Source organism: Ligilactobacillus ubinensis (assembly GCF_024160875.1).
GTDB classification, from domain to species: domain Bacteria; phylum Bacillota; class Bacilli; order Lactobacillales; family Lactobacillaceae; genus Ligilactobacillus; species Ligilactobacillus ubinensis.
Genome location: NZ_JAIULA010000010.1, coordinates 1 through 16799 on the forward strand (window position 1 = coordinate 1; position 16799 = coordinate 16799).

Below are 16799 nucleotides of genomic sequence, written 5' to 3' on the forward strand. Positions count from 1 at the left end.
TTAGCAAAGATTATATGATACTCCTATCTTAACACTATCAATAGTATTTTATTAATTAATTAACTGCAGCACTATTATTTTAAAACGTGTTTCTACTATTTGTATATATAGAAAATAAAAAGCTAAAATGAAAGCGCACAAAAAACCCCACTCTTGCTTTAACAGAGGGGGTAGTTAGCTTTCAAGATACTATAAACACTGAATGGTGTTCATGAGCATTATTCTAGTTCTATTGAATATTAAACTTTCTAATCCGTGGTGTCACAGTTATTCATTAAAAAATTGTCTGCATCATCTGAAAAAATTTCTGTTACATTTTTTTGTAATAGCTCATCATTTGGCAATAACATAATAATTACCCCCTGAAATTCAAAGTTTTTATTCGTTCATCTATCAAATAATATAACGCTTTTTTCGTATATAGTCAATTACTTTTTCTTCGTTTCTTACGAAATCAAATATAGGCTGATTAAACGAATTCAACATTTCATTTTCATCTTTGCAAGTTTCTAAACAATTTATTGCATTATCAATAATAACACTTTTTTCTTCATTTTCCATTAAAGATAGTGGGTAATCATAGTACTTCTTGTCTTCTTCACTTTTAAATTTTCCTTTGAATTTTTGAGATAGTTGAACAAAATCAACGTCATCTAAATTTAAATTTTCATCTGAAAATTTAAAACAAAGCCATAAGTTTATGGCCACAAAAAATAAATTTTTAAAATCATAATTATATTGATCGTTACTTATTTTTTTTAAGATATGATGAATTAATTCGCCAATTTCATTAGGATATTCTTGCATGCAGTTTATCATTTGGTCTAATGAATTATCGAAAAAATCTTGTTTTTTGAATACATCATTTTTTTCATTTAATAATACTAAAAATTTAAAAAACAGTCTTAAAAAATAATTAGCAGTCTCTTGCGTATACTTAAACCCAATACTTTTAGTTTCTCCTACTTTAGCTTCCGAATTTTTTGATAATTGAATATACTGCATATTTATGATGCTGTTATTATGAACAAATATATTGCGAGTTGCATATATTTCTGCTACTTTTTCAATTAGTTCTTTGAAATTTCTGTCTTTCTTTAATAATGTTTCATACTTTTCATTTGCACATTCATCTATTACTATCTTAAACCAATTTCTAAAACTTTTGTAAGCATTTTTTGCAATTTTTTCTTTTACTAAATATTTTTTTATTTCATTGACATCATTAAAATCATTTATTTCACTAAATTTTAAGGTTTTTTCTGAAACGCCTCCATCTTTCTTCATTAATAACGCCTCTTCATAAAATGCCAAAATCAATTGTTCAAAGCTTGAACATAGACTCTGTACGATTGCACCAAGAAGTAGCTGCCTTTCTTGAATTAAATTCTTTTCTAAATATCTGAATCTTGAGAACAAATAGAGCATGTACCCATCGTTTTTATTTTTTACAATCAAAATTTTATTTGAATCTCCTGAATTGATTTTTATTGAAATTCTATTATAAAAATCAATTGTTTTTCTATCATCATTTTCTGATAATTTTTGATCATTATGTAATAGATAAATGACTTTTTCTAAAACTTTTAAATCTTCCGCATCATCTTTATTATCTAAAAAAGTAAACCTTTCATTAATCGTAGATTTTTCAACCAGTTTCAATTGTGAATTAATTCCGGCCACTTTATTTAAAAACGAGTTTAAATAAATCGACAAACTTTCTTTCTTCATTACATTTCCTCCTATATTTCATATAATATACTTTCAAGAAAAAATAGTCACTAACAAAAAAGCCTACCCGAAATTAATCGAGTAGGCTTTTACAATGTTTGTTGGTCATTTAATTATATCACACTATTTAAATGTGCCTAACGCACGTCTAGTTGGAGCGTATCGTACAGCTATATAGTGATGATAACCTGTTGATGTTTTGTAGCTAACATAAATATAGTTTCCTACGTGTACATAGCCGTCATAGATCACATGCTCACCTTTGTAGTAATATTTGCCTGTAGCTTGGCTACCCGGATACTTGAATATCCGCAACGTTTGATTTGGATAGAACGTACCGTTTTGACGTGTGATAGTATAACTTCCATCTTTGAACGTACCAGATGTTGAACTAGTTGTAGTTACAGTCTTTTTAGTAACCTTTGAAACGTCCGTTGTATCTGAATTTGAAATAACAGCATTTCGATCTTGGTTAGCTGTGTAATAGTTGGTGTAAAGCTGCGATACATCATAGTAACCATACAGACCGTTAAACGTCATTTTAGAACTGAATTGCCAACCATTCCGGTTAGTAAATAAATCGATCGTAACATTTTTTGGATATTTAGCAATCCACCCACTGCCGTCTGCGATAGTCATTTTTGAATTGACCATTGATTCCATGGTGTATAGATCAAAACGATATCCTGCATTTTCTACCACAGCTTCAAACGCCATATTATCTAAATCGTTTTGACTCTTGGTTAAGGCTTTTTGTTCGTCAGCTTCAACGTCCGCCACGATTACAGAACCAACACCAAGCCCAGCGTTTTTAGCAGCAGCAACGGCGTTTTGAGCTTCCTCAGTTGCTTTTGAAGTGGTTGTATATCTTGCATAATGATAGCCATTTGTATAAAGACCGGCTGCATTAGCGTTTGAAACGTTAGCAGCAGCCTTAGACCAAGTATACGTTGTTCCCTCACTCAGTTTAACAACCACAGCCTTAACACCGTAGTTATTTCTCAAACTAGCGTATTGCTCTGTTGTGATAGTGTTTCCGTTATTATTATGAGAGGAAATATCAATCATATCAGTTCGTGCAGCGTGTACATTAATCGCAAAGAAAAAAGCACTCACGAATGCGAGTACTCCTAGAAATATTCTCTTTTTCATAGTAACCTCCTATTTTGCAGTGGCACTTTCCAATTCTGCAACTTTAGCTTGCGCATTTGCTAAAGCTGTCTTAGCCGTTGCTAATTGTGTAGCCTTTGTTTCGGCGGTTTCTTCTGCTTCTGTTTTTTGTGTGTATTGCGCTAATGTACCGTCTTTGGTTAATTCTGCATAAGCACTTTCAACCGCATTCTCAATAGTTATTGCGTCAGTTGACTTAAAACCTAATTTTTTGAGTGCTGTTTCAACATAAGTGACCGCTTTAGACTTCTTTAACTCGCCTTCAATATACGTTGTAACACCTAATTTTTGTAAAGCAATAACGGCATCTTTTGCTAGTGTTGGCAATACTGACACTAACGTTTGAGCTGTTTTGTTGGATTTAATAAATTTGACCACGTATGGTGTAGTTCCTCCAATAATAGCCACTACTAAAGCGATAATAATTTCTGTAATATTTTGTGTGTTCATTTTGTTTCCTCCTATTTATTTGCTAAAAGTTGTTCAATTAAAAATAACGCGACTGGCAAAATAATAGCAACCCACATTGTGCGCTGCCACCACGTGCTATTAGATTTTAAATCATTAATATCAGACTCATTTTGCTTACTAAGGTTGTACGCATCTTCTGCTTTCTTGGCAGTATCATTGATACCACTTGTGTTAGTTTCCACCTTAGCTAGCCTTTGTTGGATATCCATCAGTAATCCAATTACATTTACATCATCTTTTTCTGGCATATCTCACCTCCAACACCAACCGCCCCACCCGAAGTTTTTGTAAAAAAATAAGCTCTTAGGCTGTAGTTGCTGCTGTGAGTGTGGCTAGCTTGGACTTAGCAAGTGTTTCAAAGTCTGATTTAGTCATAGCATCCAGTGTTTGACCGCTTGCTAAGTCACTAGCCGTAATCTGCAAAGTAGCACTAACTGAATTACTATCTTCTGAACCATTCAAGCCTACTTGAACTGCTGATGTAGTGCCATCCGTGCCGAAGCTATAAGCTAATCTATTTAGTGAAATTGTCATAATTAATCATTCTCCTTTTCAAAGTTGTTTTCTAATTGGTCTAGTACTAAGTCATAAAGCGCTGCGTCTGTGTTGGATAACTCATAATCATAATTGTTAAGTCCGTCGTACAACGCCTTGAATTTTTCTGAATATTCCGTGAACTCAATCTTGGAATTTTCATTTGCTAAGTCAATAAGTTCTTTGTTTAAATCTTTTTCTTTGGTTTTGTCTTTCAGAACATAAGCATTATCTTTTGTTACTCTCTCGCCTTTATCATCATGTTCAAAATAAGGGTCACGGATTTCTTCTCTATCTTCGTTGTATTCCTTATTTTTATCTTCCAATAGCTTAATCAGCTTAGTACGCCCACGACTCGCTTTTCCTTTCAACTTCAGCCCTGCCAAAAAGTTTCCTACTGGTACTAAATCTGCGTTCTTAAACTCAATTAATTTACTCATTGTTTTTTCTCCTTTTAGGCTGCTGCGCCTGTATTTTCCATTGCAGTATTAATTTCTAAACGGTCATTTTCATAGCCTTTACGTTTTGCCTTAACTTCATAACTAATATCTAAATTTGGTACGTTTGACTCAATAACGAAATAGTCTGCCCCACGTTCAGAACACCAAGCATAGCCGTTGCCATAACTCGATATAAATACATGGTAGTCAACTGCTGTATTGATTGTTTCGAGAAATAGACTATCAAATGTGATTTTAACTTTTGAGCCTGAACTCGTGTTTGCAAAGCCTATGTCGCCAAAATAGTATTCTGCCGTTTCATAGGCATTTATATTTACCCAACCCGCAGTGGTTTCTACTACGGCATTTTTAGTGCCTGAAACTGAAAAGTTTCCGTTTACCCATAATTCATTATCTATACGTGTATTTTGGATATGTGAGCCACCTGCGGTAGCAATAAATCCACCACCGGTGACTGATACGTTACTATTAGTGTTAAAATAAATATTATCAGCAGCTGCAAAAATATTTTTGCCTTTTCCGATACTTTCTGTGCCACTTGAATCGCTTCCGACATATAAAGCTGGTAAAACGTTCATACTGCCATAGCTAGCACCGCCTAGAATTTGTATGATATTATTACCACCGATTAAAATTCTTCCGTCAGTCGAAATACCTATTGAACTTCCTACTTTATTAGCTGCAAGCATACTAGCTACCCCTAATCCATCCCAAGTGGAATTTAGTGTGTCTATATGAACACCGTTAGTACCAGTGATGTGCATACCATTTTTTGATTGAGCTAAAATATTCGTGTCTAGTGCAATTTTTCCATATTTTACTGAACCGCTAGAATCGAATAATGCTTCACTCGTTAATGACATTGTGCCACTCTTGAAAAAGACTCCATCTCCACTCGAATTTGTTACCGATAACGTTCCGTCCGCAATTTCTAAGTCTATCGTCCCTGAGCTACTCTTAATTGACCCTTTTTGAAACGAAACTTCCCCAGTACCTAAATTTAGTGACAAATTAGTACCACTTATCGTCCCACTAGTAATATTATCCGCGTCCAAGTTAATCACTGTAATAGTGCTAGCATCAATTGTGCCTGCAGTTAGCTTGCTTGCGGATAGACTAGAAATCATAGCGCTGGTAATCACTGCGTCGTCTATCGTGGTTGTGCCCGTGATGTGGACTTTGCTACCAGCAATCAGTATTGACTCTGTGGATATATTAATCTGATTAATAACATCATTCTTCTGTACACGTAGGTTAATGTTATTGGATAACTGTTGCATTTGGGAATACATTTCTCCTGCAGGCGCTGTCCGGCCCACATAAATATTAGTAAACCACCACTCTCCAAAGTTAGATGTGGCATCAATCTGTGTCCATATTTTTGCTTTATCATAACCGTCAGGAATTGCGATTGATCCTGTTTTTGTAGATGATGAGCTAGCCGCTACGACCGCAAATTTTATTGGTGCTCTCCAAATTTGTGTATTAGTGCCGGATGAGTCTGTAAATGTAAGACCAATATTAAATAAATTTGTAGAATTATCAGTCCATGCGAAGCCTTGGATATAGTACACATCACCTTTTACGACATTAAACCAATCACCATAGTATGCATCTCTTTGAACTTGTCCGGCATAATATTTTGTAGGACTGGAACCGTTTCCTGTACTTACACCAGCAATACCAGACCACCCAGTTGTAGAACCGTCGCTAAAATACGGATTAAGACATATATTTGTTACATCTCCACCAGCGGTTACTTTGCTATTGATCATATTAGATAAAGTTGTTGTCTCTGCGTTAAAAGTATCACTCGTTACTCTTTGTTGAATAGCACTGTCTGTCTGAGTTTGATAAGACGCAAAATCTGTACTGCTCACCTTATTTATCAAGGCATTATCCGTTTGAGTTTTATATGATGTAAACTCATCGCTTGAAATTTTAGTAGCTAGTCCGTTTTCGAGTTCCGCTAAAGTTATAGCAGAACCACCCTTAAGGGTGGTAACTTGTTCTTGAACCGCTGTTGCTGTATCACTTGCGGTTTGAGCTGTAACAACTGCATTTGTAGCTGTAGTTAACGACATATTAGCTGTATCTACCGCGGTATTCGCTGCAGTAGTTGCTGTGATAGCGTCTTGTTGAGCTGTAGTAACTTGTTGGCTAATTTCAACACCAGTTAAATCACTAACAATCAACGTCCATTTACCAGTACCGTCAGACTGTTTTACGTAACGCCATAACTCTATCTTGTTACCATTCTGCTTGTACCATTCATCATTAATCTTAGCCCCAGTCGGTTCTTCTGTTACGTCTTCACCATAAATGTAATTTCCAGTAGCCCCAATACGTCCAGCTAGTTCCTTGACTGTTTGCGATAATGTGCCCGAATACGAATAGCTACTGCTTGAAGTAGATGTTTGGTCAGCTTTAGAAGTCGCTGTTAGTCCACCATCGAAAGTCATTGTATATGAGTTGTTAGGCACGTTAAAACTATTGTCTTTAGTATCCTTTAATGTTAACCAGTCACCAGCTTCAATTGCAGGATTACCAAACCAGGTTAAATCAAACGGATAAAATGTTATATTCTTAATTGTTGACCAGATATTATCTAGCCTTGTTTGTGTCATAACGTTATTGGTCAATTCTATTTGTGAGCCAGTAGTTTCACCAGTGGTCAACGTAGATGTCGTTTCACTGCTTTCACCAGTTGAATCTGTCGTGGACGTTGTAACAGAAACAGACATGCCACCAATTTTATACGTTGCTTCATTTTTAGTTAATCCGCTTTGTTCATATTGGCTAGCATCTAAAATGTAGTTAGGACTAGTGGTAGTTCTAATGGTTAGTTTTCCGTTGCGGTCAAACATCGCAAAACCGCCATAGAATTGGGCTATCCACCCGATTGCTACCCGATATGTTTGACTGCTAATTTCACTTGATAAATCAGATTGAGTAGGCAATTCCGCTATTTCATCAGTGTTTAACTCAACGCCTGCATTATTTGCAATTTCTGCAATAACATCTGTTAGTTTAGCCGGATAAGTTAACGAAGAAGTATATGTTCCTTCCATTAAACTGAATTGGTCATAACATTTAATCGTTGTAATATCGTTGTTGCGGTCCATTTCAATATCATCACTGATAATAAAAACACCTAACGAAACATACTCATACGTTTCATCAGGCAATTTAATTCCTATTTTAGCTGTTACTTTATATCCTTGCTCTAATCCTTCTACTAAATGTGCGAAAGTTACAGTTATGTTATTCTCATACGTTGAGCCAATGCTAAATGTGTCACCAGTCCACGCGCCTGAATCATAGGCGATCGAAGTAATATCACTTGTTGCATAATCAGTTTCATTACCACTACTATCTGTAATAGTAACTTTGGCATCTAATGTTCGTTCTGTAGCACGCCATGCGGCAATTGCTGCATCACTTTGTATTATCAATAATTTTCACCCCCTTACTGTTCAATGAAATCAGCTGACAGATTTTGCCATACATATTCCGTTGTTGCCGGGTTGAACGTGTAAAACGGCATAGTTCTGTCGCCTGTATAAAATGTTTTAGTGACTATACCACCCTCTTGTGGGTCAAGATATGAGCAAGAAAAAAACTGTTCTGATATAGCTTTTAAAATCATGCTACATTCAGAAACAGTTAATGGCCCCCACTTTACAGTGAGTTTTCTTTTAATAGCCACACGATCACGATGAAGTAATCCATTCGCATCACGTGAAGCTTTGGTGTCAATATCTTGAATTGCCACTTCGAGAGAAGCTGGAGCTTTCACCTGTACCCCATTGATTGATAAATAATAAGACATAAGTTACTCACCCCCTATATATTCAACATATTCTTGCCATTTTGAGCATTAACTGTATTAATACCTTTAATAGCAAGTTGTCCGAATTTAGTTGTATCAACATTGAGATTTAATGTAATGTTTGACGTTTGAGAATTGTCTGAACTTTGATTAGTAAATAATTGTAATCCTTGTAAAAGCCCATTAACAATAGTAGAACCTAGTTGTTCTAAATTAGTAGTTTGAATCTGACTAGCAGTGTTTGAATTAGTATTTACAGAAGTTTCGAGACTGCTTAAATTAGTATCTGCTGTTAAGGTTGTTGGCATCTGCAAACCACTAGTAAAGTTTTCACCAATATAACTCATAGCTTCTTTAATCAATTGCAATGTTCTACCTTTGTTGGTCAATGGTAATACCATCTCAGTCTTATTTCCTTCCGCAAGAGGGTATAAGTTTTCTTCTGTTACCAATCCCCCATTTTCGTAACCATGACCGTGACCAATTACTGAAAGCATTCCTGTTGATCCATAACGATGCTTAGCGTAATTAATGCCGGCCAGCATATTATCCCAGCCTTTCCAGATATCGTTATATCCGGATAGGTGATAAGCAGCAAATGTACCCGGTTTAACTTGTAGTAATCCTTCAGCATTGCCATCGGATAAACCATCATTGCCACCCATAGCCTTTTCATTACCGCCTGATTCGGTGTTAATTTGTTTTACCCACGCATTTACATACTCATCAGTTGTAGGCAAACTTAATTTAGCCAGAGCTTTTCTTACAGCATCAGTCCAACCAGCGGCTCCAGAACCTTCTTGCGTACCTATGCCAAATTTCTCTAGAATATTTGAAGCCCAGTCTGTTAATCCATTTTCAAGTGTACCAACTGAGCCTTTAGCTAGTTTAGTTTGAGTATCAGTCCAGCCCCAATCGTATGACATGAATTTATCAGCAATATAATCAAGTAACTTTTGTGGATGTGTTACATCTTCTAAAACTGTGTCGAAAGCATCACCCACTGTGCTTGTAATACCACTGAAAATACTGCTCCAATCAATGTTAGCTAATGCATCTAACCCGCTGAAATCAAAATCAAAACTACCAATGCCAGTTGCATAGTGTGGCATGATTTGACTTAATGATTGTTGCGTTTCTGAAGCAGACTTAATTTGGGTCCCTGCAGGCAATGGTAATACTAAGTTTCGTACATCTGGGAAAATTCCTTGCTTGCCATTAGGTAATTGATATGACTCTCGATAATTAGAACTATTTTCATCGTTGACCATAGCTAATCCACCAGGGTGATTGGCTGTACCACTTGCCCAACTAAATAGGCCCCAACTTGTACTTCCGGCACCTAACTTGCTCAAAACCCAATCAATACCATCTTTTATTTTTCCAACTGCTTTTTTGACAGGATCAATAATATATTTCTTTAAATCTGACATGGCATCTTGTACAAATTGAAATCCACTTCTGATTCCTGAAGCTATATTAGAGCCTAAACCACCAGCACCTTGAGTAATAGTAGTCCACGCATCACTCGCATACCCTTTAATGTTTCTAAAATACCCAGGTGTGTTATCTTGCAAATTTTGCCATGCCGTTAATGCCTTGGTCTTTGCTTGATCGGACATATTACTGATTTTGTCATGAATCGATTGCCATGTGGAATGAGTCCCATCACTAACATTTGACCATGCGTCACTTGTATGAGATTTAATTGTATCCCAAGCACCGCCTGCTTTATCACGTGCAGTTCCAGCAAGTGAGCCAATGTTTTCTTTGATTGTAGTCCATTTGTCAGAAGTGCTTGTTTTTAAATCATCCCACGTAGTGCTAGTCTTTTCTTTTAACTTATCCCATGAATCTTTAGCGTTCTTTCTAGCATCTTCCGCCGCATCGCTAATATGTTCTTTAATTTTCCCCCATTTTTCTTTTGCATCTGTTTTTAAATCATCCCACTTTTGACCCATTGAAGTTTTAAAGCTATCCCATGCCTTAGCTACTTTCTTTCGATTCTTATCATCGCTTAACCACCATGCTGCTAAAGCAACAACAATGGCAGCAATTGCACTTGCTAGTAAAACAAAAGGATTAGCATCCATGACTACGTTTAGAGCTGCTTGTCCTACTGCAGCAGCTTTAGACCATCCGCCCCAATTTTTAATAGCTGAAGCGGCTGTAACTAATCCTGACCAGCTCATTTGCGCCAATTTTTTCATGCCGCTGACATAGGTCATGAATTCTCCCCAAGTAGCCTTTGATAAATCAATTATGAGTGTTCCAATTTTTGTGAATGATGACCATGTTATACTTGCAAGATTCTTAGCATCTGCTACAAAGTTTTGCCAGTTCTGGACCACCAGTTCTTTTGTAACATCTTTTATAGTTTTTAAATTTGTAACTGCTGATTTTAAATCAGATAGTCCTGTTATTTTACCAAAGAAGTCCATTAATAAATGTTTGTTACCAGATAATATAGTGGCACCGTCTGCTAACTTTCCAACTAGCCCCACACCTTTGTCTAAACCGCCAGCAACTAATTTAACTGTTAGCATCGTTACAATTGCTTTTGCAACTAATTCAAACGCAGTTTTATGTTTGTCTATAATATCTGCTAATCCACTCATAATAGAAGCTAAGTCTTTCATAACTGCAACTATCACACCACCAGTCCACTTTGCTATTGGTTCAAAGAATGAATCCCATATCCACTGAAATGCAGGTTTTGCAGCATTAATGATTGAACCAACTAGTTTAAATGCCGCTGCCAAGTCTTCCCACCATTGTGGTAAATATTCTGATATATAGTATTTAGCCAATGGTAAAAGAATATTTTTATAGGCCCAATCAATACCATCAAAAACGTCTTTGGTGACAGGTCTTATTGCACTTAATAAATCATCTAACGATTGTAGTAATGGCGAGAAATCAAGTTTAGATGACCATTTCACTGTATAATCAGCCATATCTTTTAAAGCACCAAGCATATCATTCACCATGCCTAATAGTGTTTTAAAGATTGAGGTACCAGTATTTCCATGCTGCCAAGCCTTATCAAATTGACTAGCAAGGTTTCCAATAACATCAAATACATCGGTAACAATTCCTAAAATATTTGAGAATATTTTTTCACCAGTTCCATCGTTAAATGCGTTACGGAAAGATGTAGCAATATTATTCAGCAAAACTAATAGTTGATTAGCCACATTAAGAATTGCTTTGAACATGTCAGTCCCTGCATCACCTTTTTGCCAAGCCTGGTCAAATGCTTTGGCTATATCACCAATAATATCAAATAGCGTAGTTGCTAACTTAATAAGACTACTGATTATCTGTTCGCCAAGATTGTTATCATTAAATGCTTGCCTGAACGATGTAGCAACATCATGCAGTAATACTAGTACATCATTTAATGAGTCAAAAATCGTCTGAATCAACTTAGTACCAGCATTGCCGTGATTCCACGCTTCATCGAACGCTTTACCAATATCGCCAATAATATTCAACATATCAGCTAACAATTGAAGCAATAACTCTATTGTTTTTTCGCCAGTACCATTATCCCAAACATGCAAGAATGATGTTCCAACATCTTCTAAGGCACGTTTTACTTCTTCCCATGCGTATTTAGCAGCTTCGGTAGCCTCTTTGCCTTTACTATTCCATGCCTCTTGCATAGGATCGAATAACTCACCTAATAGCTTTTTGAATTTGTTAACCGTATCTTGTAATCCAGCAAACTGAGTAGTTGGTGTATTAAAATCTAAGCCATCATCATCTGAATCACTATCTGTATCCGTACTTTCAAGAGATTGTGGTGTATATGTTTCCTTAGATTGTGCATCAGGTTTAGTAAGATCGTTAGATTGATTACTATCAAGCACATTAAGCTCGTCAAAACCTTGTAACGATTCTGATAATTCTTCAGCAGCTTTTTTTTGCTCTTCGTAGGATTTTGTAGCAGCCTTGTTAGAAGCAGTAATTTGTTTGTTAGCTTCAGCAACAGCTTCCTTATTTGCTTTATTAGAAGCGGTGATTTGTTTATTTGCTTCTTTAATAGCTTTAGAAGCACTAGAGCTAGACGAACTTGTATCGTTCATTGCTTTAATTTGCGAATATAAACTTGAAGCCCCACTCTTAGCAGCACTATTACTCATACCAAATAATGCAGCGGTAAATTGTGCAATATAAGAAGTGGCTTTAGATAATGCGTTCATCAGTGCATTGACTGCCGGTAAAACATAAGTATAAATTGGATAGAATGCAGTTAGCAGATTTACTTGAATCTGGTTTAAACTACTAGAAAACTGCGTATTAGTTTTGAAAGCTGATAACATGCCCGTTGCTAACTGTGAAATTCCATTATAAAGCAATCCAAAAACAATTATCTGACCTGGTAAAAATGCAAGCTGCATTCTTATACCGTTAATCACGCCAGAATAATCTTTGCTAGAACGTGAAGCCATGTTCATTGACGACTCACTATCTTTACCAAATGTTTTCATGCTACTGCTTGCACTACTAATAGCAGATTTTATTTTATTGAAGAAATTGCCAAACTTTCCACCTGACATCTTGCTCATGTTCATGCTTGCACGACTAGCAGCACTACCCATTTCGTTCATGTAGGTAGCTGCTCTACGTGCATTTGTACTATCTTGATTTAGCTCTGTATTCAGCGTTCCTACAACGTTGCTAAGCGCTGCCCCACGTTTTTCTACATAAGTATACGCATCATTTAAGCTATCACTAGATGAAATGAGTTTGTTCATTTTTTCTCGCGTGCCAATGATTGCCCGTTCAACTTTAGCATAACTATTAGCCCACTTATCATTTTGCATTGAATTTGGTGTTTGTTGCATTTCCTTTAGTTGTGCACTTAATCTAGTTAAATCTTTCCGATAGGCTTCTATCTTAACTTCATTCTGGTCCATCGCTTTAGCGATACGTTGTAGCGATTCAGGAACTGCATTAAACTCGCCTTTCATTGCTTGTGCTAATGCTTTAGCTTGGTTTTGATAACGTGTCATTTGTGCTTGCGCTGTAGCTATTTGGCTATCAAACTTAACACCTTCGGAGCCGTTTCGCTGTGCGGTACTCAATGAACTCTTTTGACCTATTAAATCATTCATCTTAGCTTGAGCTGCTCTAGCTTGTTGCATCTTAGCGTTAATTTCGGCTATTACGGCCTGTAAATCTGTACCGACTTGCTGTTTCGTTCCACTAAACATTTTGCCCGCATTTAAGCTAATTTTTTCTGACCCAGTACGTGCACCTTCAGATATTTTGCTGAATGATTCAGTAACTGTTTGTCCGACCTGTCGAATTTCTTCTTGAATTTTACGCAATCCTTCAGATAAATCCATTGCCTGTTCAGTTTTTTGCATCGATTGTTGGGCTGTAGTAGCTGTTAAATCGCCAAACTGTTGAAATGTTTCTTGCATTTTTTGAAGCTGTTCTTTTACATTACTCCAATCAACCTTAAATATCGTTTCAAGGCTTTCAAGTTCCATGCTCTGTTCCCCCTTTCTTTAGTTTGTTAAATGCTTTAACTCTTGCTGCTTGAGCCATTAATTGCATCTGATCTTTTTTCCATTCAGGTGCTTGTTCAGCTTGCTTTTGTTTTTCGTCTCTCAAGAATGGATAAGCTTCTTCTGGCTTAGGCATCTTGTTAGGGTCATTAAACGCAAAAGCAATTAGATTGGCTTGCTGATGATCCATCATAGCTCTAAATTTCATTTCATCTATTCGATTCTTTCTATTAGCAAGGGTTTGTATCATAACTTCTTTGAAGCTCATACCCCAAAATCTTTCAGCGTCCACACCATACTGAACAGCAACTGGATATAAATCTTCTATCAAATCCGTTACATTGCTATACGTTTTTGTGTTTCCACTTATTTCTCCAGTTGTAATACCGAATTGGTCTTGGATTGCGTGACCTTTTTGCCGAAAAAACCTGATTCTTGTAAAACTTCACTAATTACAGTAATTAAATCTATGGGCGAATTTCCAGCTTGTAAGAATTTTTCAAACGCTTGAGCTATCTTTTCATCAGTGACACCATGTACTTGATTTGCACCTTGCAAGAATATCAAACAATCCTTAATTGATGGCATTTTTGCACCATCACCATCCATAAAAAGGCTCATTAGTGAGCGATTTCCTAAACGCGCCTCGATAGCTACCATGTCCTGAGTAGTAAGTTTAAGTTCTAATGTTAAATCTCCCAATTGGAATTCTTTCATTGCTTTCTTTGTTGCCATTTCTTTTATTCCTCCTATTTTCGTTTCACATTATCTCGTCTCTGTTTTAATAAATTATGATTCTGGATAATACGTTGTTGTTTTAGCTTCCACTTGTTCCTGTACTGGGTGCGGTGAAGTCAGGCCCATCTGAAACAACTACGGTAATGGTGAAATCAATTGCACCGTTTACAGCAGCTTGAGCAGTTGCCAAAGTGAATGACCCGCTAAATGTAGCTGCCATTCCGTCTGGGTAAGTCACTTTCCAGTCGTAGATAGTTTTGCCATCAGCTTTAGAAATTAAAGCACTGAAGTTTGATGTTTTGTAAACTGTCGTAAACGCCAAGTTAGACACACTTTGCAATCCAGCTACACTCTTTTTTGAATCATCATCCAAAGCAGTAACATCAATCGTTTGTGGCGACCCACCAATAGCAGGCACTGTTTTAACACCTGCTACAGTAGTAAAAGAAGTTGCTCCATGTGCTGCATAAGAAAGTGTAGTTCCTTGTGCGGACAGACCCTCAATTGACGCGTCTGCAAATTTTTGTAAATCAATTTTAAACATTAATTATTCCTCCTTATTTTTCATATACTCGTCCGGTTTCGTTATCTACGATTCCGGTAAATTTAATAAATACACGCGATATTCCACTCAAATTTTCGTCTCCAATGTCATTAGAAAAACCCATAGCACCAAATAATGCTGTGAGCTGATTAGTAATATCTGTTAAACTGCCCGAGTTGGTAAATAAATCAACAGTAATCGTCCATTTCGTTAGACTTTCATTCATTTGCCCATCTCTGAAATATGAGTTGTGAGCAGTTGAATAAATAGCCGTTGGATAAACTGTAAAGGTATCTGGGTAACTTGTTGTAACAAGCTTTATATCCGTAACTGACTTAATAGTCTTATACGCTATTGTTTTGACATTAATGATATCCAACTACTCACCTCCTAATTCATTATGCAAAGCTGTATTAATTCGATTAGAAACAATATCATCAGCCTCATTTGAGACCTTTCTTATTGAAGGCATAATAAAAGGCCGTGCTATTTGACCATTTGAGGGATACCAGTAAGAATCACCGATTTTTATACGTTTCATACCATACATTCTTAAGTCACCGGATTTAGCTTCTGGTATAAGCCAAGGACCTTGCTTGTATACTGGAGCAAAGCCTTCAGGCAAATCTTTTGGAGAGTTTTCACCATTTAAACCTGTTCCTAGTTCTCTGAACCACGCAACATCGTTGTCTGATCGAAGACTGCCGGTTTTTTCACCGTCGCTAGCTGACCAAAGTCTCCCAACTATTTTGCCGTCTTTTTCAATCACTTCATATTTCAAGCTACGCGCTAACTCACCGGTTCCGTGTTTAACAGAAGATTGAAGCTCTCTGACTGCATATCCTCGTGTCTTTTCCACTACATCAAATGCACCGTCCCAGATAGCATCCTTATAAATTTCGGGTAGCTTTTGTAGCTTAGCAACAAGCTTATCCATACTCTTAATTTCGATTTCAGCCATTTTGATCACGCTTCTCAAGAGTTATATTTTTGTGAGTTGAATATGTCTGAATCTGATTAATCAAGTAATCCGGTTCAACTGTTTTGGCTGCGTTTAAGCAAACGCCCCAGTTCTCGCTTTCGTTCTCATTAAGCACATTGCCTTGGTACTTGCATGACTTAATGTATTTAAGCTGCTTGCCCCACACCTGTGCGTTGACTTGACCGCCAGCACTTTGGATATTCATTTTAATTTCAATTGGATCTGACCAACCACCTGTGATAATATTGCCCTCATCGTCAACTGTCTGCTGTGGCTTTCTAACATAGACGGTAGTCAAATCTCCAAGTCTTAATCTCATGAAAATCCCCTCACTTTACCAACTCTGTATGGTGTAAGTGCAGCCAGAATGTTTGCTGGAATACCAGTTTCAAATGTCTGCGATACACCGCCTTCTGACCGAGCAGTTTCGCCCTCGTTAGCTTGTTGATTGTACATAACAATTGCTAAACGCTTAGCTTGAATTAGAATTTGTGTAGTAAAGTCAGTGCGGTTAGTGTAATCGAGACACATTTGAATAGCATCATCAAACATATCAGAAACTACTACTGCATCATCTGAATCAGCAGTCACTCCTAATCGTGCGTACAATTTAGTAAGTTGCCCCGCCTTATCTGGTATTGCCATTAACTGTCACCTCTATTTCTTTACTGCCTGTTTTTCCTTCTTGTCTGAATCCAGGCAAACAAAAAGCTCATCATTGAAATGTTTTTGTTCAATGACAAGCTCTTCGCCTTTTTCATACCTTTTTCCATTGTACCTAATGGCTATATTCTTTACTTTAGCTTTCATTTAA

Annotated in this window: 17 protein-coding genes; all 17 read right to left on the reverse strand. The window is 36.7% G+C overall.

What is annotated here, in order from left to right:
• Positions 1-393: 393 nt before the first annotated feature.
• Positions 394-1731 carry a hypothetical protein gene (locus tag LB941_RS06150; RefSeq protein ID WP_253360380.1) on the reverse strand — a complete coding sequence of 446 codons (1338 nt, stop codon included), beginning with the start codon at positions 1729-1731 and terminating at the stop codon, positions 394-396.
• 123 nt (positions 1732-1854) lie between these two features.
• Positions 1855-2883: a GH25 family lysozyme gene (locus LB941_RS06155; protein ID WP_253360381.1), complete on the reverse strand. Its 1029-nt coding sequence runs from the start codon at positions 2881-2883 to the stop codon at positions 1855-1857.
• Between the two features lie 9 nt (positions 2884-2892).
• Positions 2893-3351, reverse strand: coding sequence for a phage holin, LLH family (locus LB941_RS06160; protein WP_253360382.1), 459 nt, complete (start codon positions 3349-3351; stop codon positions 2893-2895).
• 11 nt (positions 3352-3362) lie between these two features.
• Positions 3363-3620 (reverse strand): hemolysin XhlA family protein, encoded by a 258-nt coding sequence (locus LB941_RS06165; protein WP_253360383.1) that lies wholly within the window; start codon positions 3618-3620, stop codon positions 3363-3365.
• Positions 3621-3675: 55 nt separating this feature from the next.
• Positions 3676-3906: a hypothetical protein gene (locus LB941_RS06170; RefSeq protein ID WP_253360384.1), complete on the reverse strand. Its 231-nt coding sequence runs from the start codon at positions 3904-3906 to the stop codon at positions 3676-3678.
• A 2-nt stretch (positions 3907-3908) separates the two neighbouring features.
• Positions 3909-4346 carry a DUF1617 family protein gene (locus tag LB941_RS06175; protein WP_253360385.1) on the reverse strand — a complete coding sequence of 146 codons (438 nt, stop codon included), beginning with the start codon at positions 4344-4346 and terminating at the stop codon, positions 3909-3911.
• Between the two features lie 14 nt (positions 4347-4360).
• Positions 4361-7822, reverse strand: coding sequence for an autotransporter outer membrane beta-barrel domain-containing protein (locus tag LB941_RS06180; RefSeq protein WP_253360388.1), 3462 nt, complete (start codon positions 7820-7822; stop codon positions 4361-4363).
• A 14-nt stretch (positions 7823-7836) separates the two neighbouring features.
• Positions 7837-8199 (reverse strand): DUF6711 family protein, encoded by a 363-nt coding sequence (locus LB941_RS06185; protein ID WP_253360391.1) that lies wholly within the window; start codon positions 8197-8199, stop codon positions 7837-7839.
• A 14-nt stretch (positions 8200-8213) separates the two neighbouring features.
• A complete protein-coding gene (locus LB941_RS06190; protein ID WP_253360393.1) occupies positions 8214-13703 on the reverse strand; it encodes a phage tail protein in 5490 nt (1829 codons plus the stop codon).
• Complete coding sequence (locus tag LB941_RS06195; protein WP_253360395.1) at positions 13693-14052, reverse strand: hypothetical protein; 360 nt, start codon at positions 14050-14052, stop codon at positions 13693-13695. The genes LB941_RS06190 and LB941_RS06195 overlap by 11 nt, the downstream gene beginning before the upstream one ends.
• Before the next feature lie 35 nt (positions 14053-14087).
• Positions 14088-14456, reverse strand: a complete 369-nt coding sequence (locus tag LB941_RS06200) for a DUF6096 family protein (RefSeq protein ID WP_253360397.1) — start codon at positions 14454-14456, stop codon at positions 14088-14090.
• Between the two features lie 82 nt (positions 14457-14538).
• Positions 14539-15003 carry a phage tail tube protein gene (locus LB941_RS06205; RefSeq protein ID WP_253360399.1) on the reverse strand — a complete coding sequence of 155 codons (465 nt, stop codon included), beginning with the start codon at positions 15001-15003 and terminating at the stop codon, positions 14539-14541.
• 13 nt (positions 15004-15016) lie between these two features.
• Positions 15017-15382 carry a hypothetical protein gene (locus tag LB941_RS06210; RefSeq protein ID WP_253360400.1) on the reverse strand — a complete coding sequence of 122 codons (366 nt, stop codon included), beginning with the start codon at positions 15380-15382 and terminating at the stop codon, positions 15017-15019.
• Entirely contained in the window at positions 15383-15973 is a 591-nt protein-coding gene (locus tag LB941_RS06215) for an HK97 gp10 family phage protein (RefSeq protein WP_253360529.1), read from the reverse strand. It lies immediately after the preceding gene.
• Positions 15957-16304 carry a hypothetical protein gene (locus tag LB941_RS06220; RefSeq protein ID WP_253360401.1) on the reverse strand — a complete coding sequence of 116 codons (348 nt, stop codon included), beginning with the start codon at positions 16302-16304 and terminating at the stop codon, positions 15957-15959. The genes LB941_RS06215 and LB941_RS06220 overlap by 17 nt, the downstream gene beginning before the upstream one ends.
• Entirely contained in the window at positions 16301-16630 is a 330-nt protein-coding gene (locus LB941_RS06225) for a phage head-tail connector protein (protein WP_253360402.1), read from the reverse strand. The genes LB941_RS06220 and LB941_RS06225 overlap by 4 nt, the downstream gene beginning before the upstream one ends.
• A gap of 12 nt (positions 16631-16642) precedes the next feature.
• Positions 16643-16795 (reverse strand): conjugal transfer protein, encoded by a 153-nt coding sequence (locus tag LB941_RS06230; protein ID WP_253360403.1) that lies wholly within the window; start codon positions 16793-16795, stop codon positions 16643-16645.
• Between the last annotated feature and the right edge of the window lie 4 nt (positions 16796-16799).